This window comes from Streptomyces toxytricini, from assembly GCF_014649915.1.
Lineage (GTDB): Bacteria > Actinomycetota > Actinomycetes > Streptomycetales > Streptomycetaceae > Streptomyces > Streptomyces toxytricini.
The window spans coordinates 1-10,772 of record NZ_BMTY01000025.1 but is presented as its reverse complement, the minus strand read 5'-3'; the positions used below and the strand labels follow the sequence as shown (position 1 = coordinate 10,772).

Annotated in this window: 11 protein-coding genes; 9 read left to right on the top strand and 2 right to left on the bottom strand. The window is 76.5% G+C overall.

Annotation, left to right across the window (positions count from 1 at the left end):
- The first annotated feature begins 50 nt into the window (after nucleotides 1-50).
- The 6 genes from IE170_RS27150 to IE170_RS27125 all read left to right on the top strand — a co-directional run bounded on the left by IE170_RS27150 (nucleotide 51) and on the right by IE170_RS27125 (nucleotide 5,300).
- Entirely contained in the window at nucleotides 51-830 is a 780-nt protein-coding gene (locus IE170_RS27150; protein WP_189812095.1) for a hypothetical protein, read from the top strand.
- Between the two features lie 232 nt (nucleotides 831-1,062).
- Nucleotides 1,063-2,739 carry an ABC-F family ATP-binding cassette domain-containing protein gene (locus IE170_RS27145; RefSeq protein ID WP_229885205.1) on the top strand — a complete coding sequence of 559 codons (1,677 nt, stop codon included), beginning with the start codon at nucleotides 1,063-1,065 and terminating at the stop codon, nucleotides 2,737-2,739.
- A gap of 29 nt (nucleotides 2,740-2,768) precedes the next feature.
- Complete coding sequence (locus IE170_RS27140) at nucleotides 2,769-2,948, top strand: CsbD family protein (protein ID WP_189812094.1); 180 nt, start codon at nucleotides 2,769-2,771, stop codon at nucleotides 2,946-2,948.
- A 232-nt stretch (nucleotides 2,949-3,180) separates the two neighbouring features.
- Nucleotides 3,181-3,609: an Hsp20/alpha crystallin family protein gene (locus IE170_RS27135; protein ID WP_189812093.1), complete on the top strand. Its 429-nt coding sequence runs from the start codon at nucleotides 3,181-3,183 to the stop codon at nucleotides 3,607-3,609.
- Between the two features lie 103 nt (nucleotides 3,610-3,712).
- On the top strand, nucleotides 3,713-4,156 hold the full coding sequence (locus tag IE170_RS27130) for a DUF2267 domain-containing protein (protein ID WP_373299064.1): 444 nt from the start codon (nucleotides 3,713-3,715) through the stop codon (nucleotides 4,154-4,156).
- Nucleotides 4,157-4,253: 97 nt separating this feature from the next.
- Nucleotides 4,254-5,300, top strand: coding sequence for a DUF6083 domain-containing protein (locus IE170_RS27125; protein ID WP_189812092.1), 1,047 nt, complete (start codon nucleotides 4,254-4,256; stop codon nucleotides 5,298-5,300).
- A 39-nt stretch (nucleotides 5,301-5,339) separates the two neighbouring features.
- Here IE170_RS27125 and IE170_RS27120 read toward each other — a convergent pair whose 3' ends face one another.
- Nucleotides 5,340-6,569, bottom strand: a complete 1,230-nt coding sequence (locus IE170_RS27120) for an FAD-dependent oxidoreductase (protein ID WP_189812091.1) — start codon at nucleotides 6,567-6,569, stop codon at nucleotides 5,340-5,342.
- 233 nt (nucleotides 6,570-6,802) lie between these two features.
- Here IE170_RS27120 and IE170_RS27115 point away from each other — a divergent pair, with 233 nt between their 5' ends.
- Nucleotides 6,803-7,957, top strand: coding sequence for a DUF7847 domain-containing protein (locus tag IE170_RS27115; protein ID WP_189812090.1), 1,155 nt, complete (start codon nucleotides 6,803-6,805; stop codon nucleotides 7,955-7,957).
- A 92-nt stretch (nucleotides 7,958-8,049) separates the two neighbouring features.
- The gene (locus IE170_RS27110) at nucleotides 8,050-8,679 is read left to right on the top strand and encodes a class I SAM-dependent methyltransferase (protein ID WP_189812089.1); all 630 of its coding nucleotides are present in this window, start codon (nucleotides 8,050-8,052) and stop codon (nucleotides 8,677-8,679) included.
- A gap of 79 nt (nucleotides 8,680-8,758) precedes the next feature.
- On the opposite strand, the gene IE170_RS27105 is transcribed toward IE170_RS27110, so the two are convergent.
- Complete coding sequence (locus IE170_RS27105) at nucleotides 8,759-9,820, bottom strand: AMP-binding protein (RefSeq protein WP_189812088.1); 1,062 nt, start codon at nucleotides 9,818-9,820, stop codon at nucleotides 8,759-8,761.
- A 353-nt stretch (nucleotides 9,821-10,173) separates the two neighbouring features.
- On the opposite strand from IE170_RS27105, the gene IE170_RS27100 reads away from it, so the two are divergent.
- Nucleotides 10,174-10,772 (top strand): hypothetical protein (locus tag IE170_RS27100; RefSeq protein WP_189812087.1); only part of this gene is annotated, 599 nt, incomplete at its 3' end.

Genomic DNA, 10,772 nt, shown 5'->3' with positions numbered 1-10,772 from the left:
GGACGGACGCGGGGCCGGGGGCAGGCCGGTGGACGGGTACGGGGCCCGGGATGCCCTCCGGCCGGCCGGGCGACCGCCGCCACGGCTGCGTGACCGTCCTGGCGGCGCCCTTCGCCCTCGCGGCCCGCGTACACCGCCCCGGACGGCCGGACCGGCTCGCCGACCCGGTGATCCGCCGGGTCGCGCTCGCCCGGACCGGCGTCGGACTCGCCGCCACCGCCTGGCTGTTCTACGCGTTCACCCTGCGCGAGGAGGCCAAGGCCGTCGTCGACGACAGGCTCACCGACCTGCTGATCAGTGCGGCGGTGCTGGCCGTGGTGGGCCCGCTCGCCGTGGCGGCCTTCCTGGCGGCCGCCCGCCCGACGCTGCGCTCCCGGTACCGCCGGCGGCTCCGCGGCCCGCTCACCGCGTGGGGCTGCCTGATCGCCGCGGCCGGCCTCCAGTGGTTCGCGCTCCGCCCCGACCTGCGCGGCGCCTTCTTCGGCGGCGCCGGCGACATCGGCTTCGTCCTCGGCCTGCTGTTCCAGGTGGGCAGCCTCTTCCTGCTGCCGTTCCTCCTCGCCTCCTCGGTGCTGTGCGTTCACCACGCCTTCCGGACCGCCGACGTCCACGAGGTGCTGCCGCCGCTGCTCTCCCCCGTGGTCGTCCTGGTGATGTCCGTGCTCCAGGCCTTCGACGGACCTCCGGTCAACGCCCCGCAGACCGTCTGGTTCGCGTTCCTCGCGGGCGCGCCGCTCTCGGTCACCGCCCTGTCGGCGTGGGAGCTGCGCCGGCTGCGCACCCGGTACGGGACCACGCTGCGCGGTGCCCTCGGCCGCCGGGTGCACTGACCCTCGGCCGCCGGCTGCCGGGCCCGTCGGCTCGACGGAAAACGCGTGGGCATCGGGTGCAGGACGTTGCTACCGTGTCCGCATGGCTTCAGGCATCTGGTCCCAGAAGGTGCGATCCGCCCGCTGACGGCGGCGCCCTGATCCCTTCGGACCCCCGCGCTCGCCGTACCGGTTCCCGCCGGGCGGCCGCAGCCCGCTGCCCGGCTCCACCTCGCGAGCCGCGGAGCATCCCGTGAACCACCCCACCCCCCTGCCCCATACCCTCTCCCTGCCCGCCGGCTCCGACGGCCGGGCGCACGTCCGTGCCGAGGGCGTCACCGTCATGCGCGGGCACCGCCGCGTGCTGGACGGCGTCTCGGTCACCGTCTCCGCCCGGTCGCGGATCGCCGTCGTCGGCGAGAACGGCCGCGGCAAGACCACTCTGCTGCATGTCCTGGCCGGACTGCTCCCGCCCGACGCGGGGACCGTGCACCGCGCCGGCGCGATCGGCCTGGCCCGCCAGGAGCTCACCGCACGCAGTGGCGAGACGGTCGGGACGCTGACCGCCGAGGCGCTGGCCGCGCCCCTCGCCGCGCTCGCGGTCCTGGACGCGGCGGCCCTCGCCCTCGGCGCCGGCGCCCCCGGTGCCGAGGACCGGTACGCCGCCGCGCTCGACGCGGCGACCCGGCTCGACGCCTGGGACGCCGAACGCCGCGTCGACACCGCCCTGGAGGCCCTCGGCGCGTGCACCGACCGCGAACGGCCGCTGGCGGCGCTGTCGGTCGGGCAGCGCTACCGGGTACGCCTCGCCTGCCTGCTCGGGGCCCGGTACGACGTGCTCCTCCTCGACGAGCCGACGAACCACCTCGACGCCGACGGGCTGGACTTCCTGACCCGCAGGCTGCGCGAGCACGACGGCGCCCTCGCGCTCGTCACCCACGACCGGGCGCTGCTGCGGGACGTCGCCGACCGGTTCCTCGACCTCGACCCGACGCGCGACGGCAGGCCCCGCCTGTACGCCGGCGGGTACGACGCCTGGCAGGAGGCCCGCGGCCGGGAACGGCAGCGGTGGGAGGAGGACCACGAGGAGCAGCAGGCCGAGCACCGCAGGCTCCAGGACGCCGTCTCCCGGGCCCGCGACCGGCTGTCCACCGGCTGGCGCCCGGACAAGGGCACGGGCCGGCACCAGCGCCAGTCCCGCGCCCCTGGCGTCGTCCAGGCCCTGAACCGGCAGCAGGAGGCGCTCGACGCGCACCGCGTGGACGTGCCGCCGCCTCCGCCGGTGCTGCGCTGGCCGCGGCTCGGCGGCCGGGCGGGGGCGCCGCGGCTGCGGGCGCACGGCGTGGCCGTCGCCGGACGCCTGGCCGGCCCGGTCGACCTCGTCCTCGACGGCGGGGACCGGCTGCTCGTCACCGGGCCGAACGGCGCCGGGAAGTCGACGCTGCTGGCCGTCCTGGCCGGCGGGGTCGAGCCGACGCGGGGGCGCGTGGTGACGGCCGCGGGCACCCGGACCGCCCTGGTCGCACAGGAGACCGACGGAGCGGACCCGGGGCTCACCGCCCGCGAGCTGTACGCGCGCCGTGTGGGCCGGCTGGTGGCGGGCGGGATCCTCCGCGACGCCGACGCCGTCCCCCTCGCCGCGCTCGGACTGCTGGACGCCGACGCGGCGCGCACCCCGGCCGGGCGGCTGTCGCAGGGGCAGCAGCGGCGCCTCGACCTCGCTCTGGCACTGGCCGGGCGGCCGCACGTACTGCTGCTCGACGAGCCGACGAACCACCTGTCGGCAACACTGGTCGAAGAGCTCACCGAGGCGATCCGCACCACGGGCGCCGCGGTCGTCGCCGCCACGCACGACCGGCAGCTGCTCCGGGACCTCGCGGACTGGCCCCGCCTGGAAGCCGGCCGGGACGGCGGGCCGGCCCGGCGATGAGCACGGGACCCGAGGAGAAGGGGGCCGGCATGAGCGCCCGCGAGAAGATGAAGGCGAAGACCGAGCAGGTCGTCGGCAAGACCATGCGGAAGGTCGGGCACGCACTCGGTGACAGGTCCACCACCATGAAGGGCGGCGCCCTGCAGCTCCGGGGGAAGGCCCGGCTGGCGAAGGAGAAGGGGAAGGACGCCCTCAGGCACCGGCACTGACCGGGCCACTGCGCAGCTCGGACGGGCACGCGGCCGCCGGACACCGCCGGCCGCGTGCCCGTCCGCGGCGCGCCCTCGCCACCCCTGCGGCACCAGCCCGTCAGTCACCCACCCGCTGACATCACTGATGTCGTCCTTTCGGCGAATCAGCGTGTTGTCATCGTTTCGACGACATGCTAAAAAAGGGGCCGAAGCGCACTGGCAGCCGTTACCGAGCAACCAGGAGGTCCCCATGCTGATGCGCACCGACCCCTTCCGTGAGATCGACCGCCTCGCCCAGCAGCTCGCGGGCCCGGGCACGTGGTCGAAGCCGGCAGCGATGCCGATGGACGCCTACCGCGACGGCGACGCGTACGTGGTCGCCTTCGACATCCCGGGCGTCGCCAAGGACGCGATCGACATCGACGTCGAGCGGAACATGCTGACGGTCAAGGCCGAGCGGCGGCCCGCACCGCGGTCGGACCGGGCCCAGATGGAGCTCTCCGAGCGGCCCCTCGGTGTCTTCACCCGGCAGATCATGCTGGCGGACACCCTCGACACCGAACGCATCGAGGCCGAGTACGAGGCCGGCGTCCTCACCCTGCGCATCCCGATCGCCGAACGCGCCAAGCCGCGGAAGATCGCGATCGGCGGCGGCGAGCACAAGCAGCTGAGCAGCTGAACCCGGCGGCGCCGTCCCCCTCCTCCGCCGGCCGGCCCTCCCCGCGCCGCCGGCCGGCTTTTGCGGACCGCAACCACCACGACCCGAAAGGAAGGCAGACACCGTGTTCGACCAGCCCGCAGTCCTCCGCCGGCCGGCCCCGGACATGACCTACGATCAGATGCTGGAAGCCGTGCGCTACGAGGGTGCCTACGCCGACACCGAGCGCGCCGCCGAAACCGTCGAGCGCGTGCTGGCCGCGCTCGGCCGCCGGCTGACCGGCGGGGAACGGGCTGACCTCGCCGCCCGCCTGCCCCTCCAGGCCGCACTGGCCTTCACCGCGCAGGCCCCCTCGCACGAGGAGCTGACCGGCTGGGGCTTCGTCAAGGACCTCGCCACCCGCTCCGGCACCAGCCCTGCCACCGCCCGCTGGGACACCGGCGCCGTCCTGTCCGTCGTCGCCCGCCTCGCCGGCCCGGACCTCCTCGCCCGCATCCTGCGGAGCCTGCCCGCCGGGTACGCCCTCCTCTTCGGCCAGATCGACCTCAACGTCGGCCGCACCGCATGACCGGCCGGCGGCCGCGCCCCACCCGATCGGCGGTGCCGGTTCACCCGTCGGAGTGGACGGCAGCCGCCGCCGGGGCCGGCGGGCGTACAACGGATCCGTGACATCGGCACCGGCCCCCTGGGACGAGCCGCCGGGCGGCCTGCCCGGCCTCCGGCTCAACCCGCACAGCCCCTCAAAGGCACTCCGCCGCCCCAACACGGACACCTGCACCTTCTGCGGCCACCACGTCTGGTACTTCGACCGGTACGACGGCGGCCGGATCCCGCTCGTCCCGCGCGAGTTCCCGGCCGGCGCCGTGCCGCCGCGGGCGCGCTGGAGCGTGGACGGCGGCATCGCCCGGCCCGGCGACATGGGCCGCAGCCGCTGCTGGATCGCCCACCCCGCGGTCTGCCCCGGCATCGCACACGACGGCGCGGACGGCGACGGGCTGGCCGGAGCCCGCCGGGCGCTGGCCTGGCGCACGCGCAAGGCGGTCGCCGAAGGGCGCTTCACCGCCCCCCTGCCGGTCTCCCCGGACGAGGCCGGCGGGGGCGAACGGGGCGCCGCCCGGGCCGCGGACCCGGGAGAGCGGCACATCCTCGCGTACGCGGGAGCCCTGCTCCTCGGGCCGGCCGGGATCGACCGGATCCGCTGCGTCGCCTCCGACGGCGACGGCGGCCGGTGCGACGCCACGGTCCACGACCCGGACGCCCCCTACCAGGGCGTGTGGGTGGAGACCGAGATCCCCGTACCGTCCGACCGCGCCGGGCAGCAGACCGTGTGGGCGGGCCGGATGATGTGGGTGTACGTCCTGGAAGGGCTCGACCACGTCGAGCGGATGCGGTGGAAGAACCAGCGGTGCCCGGGGCACGGCAGCACCGTGAGCACCGACCCGGACGCGGTGCCCGCGGAATGGGTCCGCTTCTCCCCGTTCCGCGACGAGCGGCACATCCTCACCCACCGGCCGAGGACGGCGCGGCACGGCGGCGACGACCGGCCGCCGGTGGTTCCGCGCACCCGCTGCGCGGGCCGGGGATGCGTCAACGGCAAGGAGGGCGCCGTCGCGGAGCACGAACTCGTGGACGGGGTGGGCTGGTTGTGCTGGCAGTGCCGGCCGCGGCACGCGCGGCGCGAGCGGACGCACCGCCGCCGGCGGAGCCCCTGACCGCCCGGCGGGGAACGGCACGGGTCCGGCGCGTGCCGTTCAGCGGAGCGCCTCCCGCGGGGGCCGCTCGCGCAGGGCCCCGTAGGCGAGGAAGTAGGCCGGGAGCCGGTTCAGCCGGCTCTCGGTGAGCAGCGAGGCCAGCCGGGCCGCGCGCTGCGGGTCGTCGAACGCGGACCGGCCGGCCAGCAGCGGCCCGATGACCTTGGCGTGGGCAGCGCGCTGGAGGCCCTGCGTGGCCACGGTGGTGGGCCAGCGGCGCTGCTGCACCCGGCGCACGTCGTGCAGGCCCACCCGGTGCTCGCGCAGCGGGCCCACCAGGTACCGGGCCGCGGCCACGGCGTCCTGCACGGCGAGGTTGATGCCGATGCCGAACACGGGCGACATGGCGTGGGCGGCGTCCCCGATGCACAGCAGCCCGGGGCGGTGCCAGCGGCGCAGCCGGTCGAGGCGGACGTCGAGGAGTTTGACGTCGTCCCAGGAGGCGACCGCGTGCGCCCGGTCCGCGAGCCAGGGCACCGCCCCCGTGAACCGCTCCATGAACGGCTCCAGGCCCTCGGCGCGCAGCCGGGCATCCGAGCCCTTCGGGATGAGGGCCGCGCACTGCCAGTAGTCGCCGCGGTCGATGAGCGCGCTGAAGAACCGCTCCCCCAGCCCGCCGACGAGTCCGCTGGGGTCGTCCTCGCGGCGGGGCAGCCGGAACCACCAGGCGTCCATGGGGCAGGGGAAGCCCCGCAGGCCGAGCTCCGGCAGGGACCGGGCCAGCGAACCGCGGCCGTCGCAGGCCACCGTCAGGTGGGCGCGCAGTTCACCGGCCGTGCCGTCCGCGGTGCGGTAGCGCACGCCCGTGACCCGGCCGTCCTCGACGAGGAAGGACTCCGCCTCCGTGTCCGTCCACAGGCGGAACGACGGCTCCTTGCGGGCCTCGTCCGCGAGGAGGTCGAGCAGGTCCCACTGCGGCACCATCGCGATGTAGTTGTACTTTCCGTGCAGCGCCCCGATGTTGCCGACGGTGACGAGCGTGCGGTCCGGTCCGAGAGGCAGCTGGACGGTCGTCACGCGGCGCTGCGGGAGCCGGGCGAACCGCTCGGCGAGGCCGATCTCCTCCAGCAGGGACAGCGTCGTCGGGTGCACGGTGTCGCCGCGGAAGTCCCTGAGGAAGTCGCCGTGCTTCTCCAGCACCGTCACCTCCACCCCGGCCCGGGCCAGCAGCAGGGCCAGCACCATCCCGGCCGGGCCGCCGCCCACCACGCAGCAGGTCGTCCGCTCCACGGGCCACCACTCCCTCCGAGGGCGTCGCGGGCGGATCCCGCACGCCCACAGGACGTATACCGCACGCGGGGCCGCGGCGGCCGGAGCCGGACGGGCGCGGCCGCGGCACCCGCGCCGTTCGGGCCGCCCGCGCCGCCGGTGCGCCCGCCCCCGCCCGAATCCGCGTGTCATGCTCCTGACCTGCGGGATAGGTTGTCCTCACTGACAACGGGGACGAGCTACGGAGCATGTGCATGACGCAGAGCGGTTGGCCGGGAGCGCACGGCGGCGGCGGGGGCGCCCCGCACTGGGGAGGCTGGGGGCCGCCCCCGCCGCCGCAGCCGGGGGTCATACCCCTGCGGCCGCTCTCCCTCGGGGACATCGTCACCGGGTCTTTCTCCACCTTCCGCCTCCACTGGAAGCGGATGGCCGGCGTCGCGCTGCTCGTCCAGGCGGCGCTCGTCCTCCTGACGGGCCTCGCCGTGGCCGCCGCAGTGGCCGCCGTGTACCCGCACCTGGAGCCCGTCTTCGACCCGCCGTTCGGCGAGACTCCGGCGCGTGAGCACGTGGTGCCGCTGCTCGTGTCCGCCGCCGTCCTGCTGGTGGCGCTCGTCGTGCTGGGCATGCTGGGCATGGCCGTGATCTCCGCCGCCTGCCTGGCCGTCCTGAAGGAGGCGGTGTCCGGCAGTCCCACGACGTTCGGGGCGGTGCGCCGGGTCGCGTTCCGGCGGGCCCCGGCGGTGGCGGGCGCGATGTTCCTCGGCTCCCTGGTCGCCGGCCTCCCGGTGTTCGCCGTCCTGGCGGTGTGGGCGCCCCTGGCGGTCGCCACGGCCTCGGAGGCCGGCCCGGGAGCCCTGCTGGTGCCCCTCGTCCTGGGGCTGCTCGCCGCGTTCCCGGTGGCCGTCTGGCTCAGCGTCCGGTTCGGGATGGCACCGGCCGCCGTCGTCATGGAGGACGCCGGTCCGGTCGCCGCGCTGCGCCGCTCGGCCGCTCTGGTCCGCGGCGACTGGTGGCGGGTCTTCGGCACCACGCTCGTCGGCGCCCTGCTGGCGGGCGCCATCGGCTACGCGATCCAGCTGCCGTTCAACCTCATCGGGACGTTCGCGATCGTGCCGGCCGCCGCCTTCGCCGAGGACGGCGTCACCCCGGCGGGTGCGATCACCCTGCTCGTCGTCGCCTTCCTGCTGACGCTGGCCGGCGCGATCGCCGGGCAGCTGTTCCAGGTCGGCTTCATGCAGCTGGTCGCGGGCCTGCTGTACGCGGACCAGCGGATCCGCCGCGAAGGCCTCGCAGAGGCCCTCCTCGCCGGCCGCGCGGCACCTCCGGCCGCGCCGGCCGCCGCACCGCAGCCGCCGCAGCCGCAGCCGCAGCCGCAGCCGCAGCACGACGACCCGCAGGACGGCCGGTAGCAGCAGGAGCCGCGGCCCGGCCGCCGCACCGCCGTGTCGCGGCGGCGGCGGCCCCGCCGCGGTGCCATCCTGGGGCGGGAGCGGAGGTTGCCATGGGGTTCTACACCGGCCACGTACTGCCGCACATCGTCAACGCGGTGTGCGGGATGAAGACGTCGCGGCCGCTGCGCAGCCGCGTGTGCGAGGGGCTGACGGGCCGCGTACTGGAGATCGGCTTCGGCAGCGGCCACAACGTGCCGTTCTATCCCCCGTCCGTGACCGAGGTGGCGGCCGTCGAGCCGTCGGACACCGCCTGGCGGCTGGCCCGCAAACGCGTCGGGAACTCCCGGGTGGCGGTGCGGCGGGCGGGCCTGGACGGGCAGTCGCTGCCCTTCGACGACGACACCTTCGACTCCGCCCTGTCGACGTGGACGCTGTGCACGATCCCGGACGCCGGCGCCGCCCTGCGCGAGGTGCTGCGCGTCCTGAAGCCCGGCGGCACCCTCCACTTCCTGGAGCACGGCCTGGCACCCGCGGCGGACGAGCACGTACGGCGCCGCCAGCGCCGGCTCGACCCGCTCCAGCAGCGCCTGTTCGGCGGCTGCCACCTGACCCGCCGCCCGGCGGAGATGGTCGCGGCGGCCGGGTTCGCACTCGGGCCGGTCGACGTCTTCTACGAGGAGGGCGGCCCGAAGTTCCTGGCCGCGGACTCCCTGGGCACGGCCACCGCCCCCACCGCCTGACCGCGCCGCGCGGCGATCCGCCACGCGTCCGCCCCCTGCACTGTGCGGACCCGCCGCCCGCCCGTGGCCGGACCGGCGGTCAAGGATGCACGCGCCCCGGGACCGGCCTCCCGGCCGGTGCCTGGCAGGCATCGGGCAGGGAAGGGGGCGAGCAGCCCTTCCGGGATGTCGGGGATCTGCCGGAGGCGGAACCGCGGCTCCCGCCCGAGCCACTCCGCGGCCGCCGGGTCCAGGGGTCCCCCGCCGGCCCGGAGGAGCCGCAGGCTGCCGGCACCGGTCCGGGCGGCGGGGGTGCGCCGAGCCGGCGGCGGGCGGTGTCCGGCGGCAGTGCCGCGACGGCGACGCGTTCCCGGGCGGCGGCCCACAGGCAGACGGCCGGGCCCGGGTCGTCGGGCAGGACGGCCGTGCCGCCCGCGGAGAGCCTGCCGAGGATCCCCGGGCCGCCGCGAGCCGCGCCGGAGCCTGCGGGCAGCGCGGCCGGGTACACGTCGGCCGCGGAGAGCTCCGCCGCTTCGGCGGCGGCCCGCAGGCGGACGGCGCAGCCGTCGTGGGCGTGCCTGCCGAGGAGGGGCTCGGCGGCGTCGCCGCCGCAGGGGGCGGGCAGCAGGAATGCCACCGGGCCGGCGGCCCGGGCGGCCCCTGCTCGGGGGGCGTCGACGGCGCCCAGGGGGGAAGCATTGGCATCCCGACGGGTCGGTGGCGGCCCCGCCGTACGGGTTCGCCGCCCCGGCGCCGCCTCCAGGGTGAGGACGCGGCGCAGGAAGGGCGCCCGGGCAGCGATGCGGGCGGCCGTCGCCGTGTGGTCGAAGCCTTGGTGGACGGCGGGGCCGACGTAGCCCGGCTGATCGGCCTGGACGACGCGCGCAACCTGCGGCTCGCGGTACGCGAGCGGGCAGATCACGGGCACGGCGCCGGCCCGCAGCAGGGCGAACAGGATGATCACGTACTCGGGGACGTTCGGCAGGTGGACGAGGAGCCGCCGGCCGGGCCGCAGGCCGGGCAGCCGCACCCCGGCGGCCATGCGGGACGCGGGCCGGTCGAGGGCGGCGTACGTGAGGCGGGTGTCGCCGTGCACGAGCGCGGTCCCCGGGCCGTGCTCCAGAGCCCGGTCCCGCAACAGGCCGTCGAGCATCGGCCGCATCCGCTTCCGCCGTCCTTGCCGACCTCCTGACCCGGGCAGGTCACTCGTCAACGGGCCACGTCCCAGGGGGTGTTACCCGGCAAGGCCGCCGCGTCGGCTCGGTGGACGCCCCAGGAAGCCGAAGGCGCCGGGCGAGGGGGCGGCGGGATTTTTGCCCGGCATCGCAGCGGTGTCAAGCCCCGAGTTTCCGGAACGTGTCCGGGCTGGGCCGTCTCGGGCCTACTGGTTGTGCGCCCCCCACCGGAGCAGGGGAAACCCCGCAAGACCGGGACCCACCCCCATCACCGCAAGGGCCGCACCGAGAAGAGAAACCCATTCCATCCGATGTTCGGATCAAGCAGCAGGAGACTCCCATGAACCGCACCACGCAGAACAACACCACTCCCACCAGCAGCACGCGCCCCAAGCGGCGCAGCATCCGCTTCGCGACGCTGGTCGCCTCGGCCGCGGTCGTCACCGGCGGGGTGCTCCTGCCCGCGGCCGCCGCCTCGGCCGCCCCGATGCCCGCCCAGGTGGCGACCGCGCTCCCGGCCGCCGGAGGCGCCGGAGGCGACGGCGGCGCCGGCGGCGGCGGCCTGGTCGGCGGCGGGGGCGGCTCCGGCGGCTCCGGCGGCGGCAGCGTGACCGGCGTCGGCGGCGCGGGCGGCAACGGCGGCGACGGCGGCAACGGCGTCCTCTCCGGCGGCGGTGGCGGCGGCGGTGGCGGCGGTGGCGAAGGCGTCATCGGCGGCAAGGGCGGCAACGGCGGCAACGGCGGCTCCGGAGCCGTCGGCGGCAACGGCGGCGGCGGTGGCGGCGGCGGCGACGGCGTCCTCAAGGGCGGCGACGGCGGCAAGGGCGGCAGCGGCGGCTTCGGCATCTTCCAGGGCGGCAAGGGCGGCAAGGGCGGTTCCGGAGGCTTCGGCATCTTCGGCGGCCTCGGCGGCGCCGGCGGCAAGGGAGGCGGCAGCAT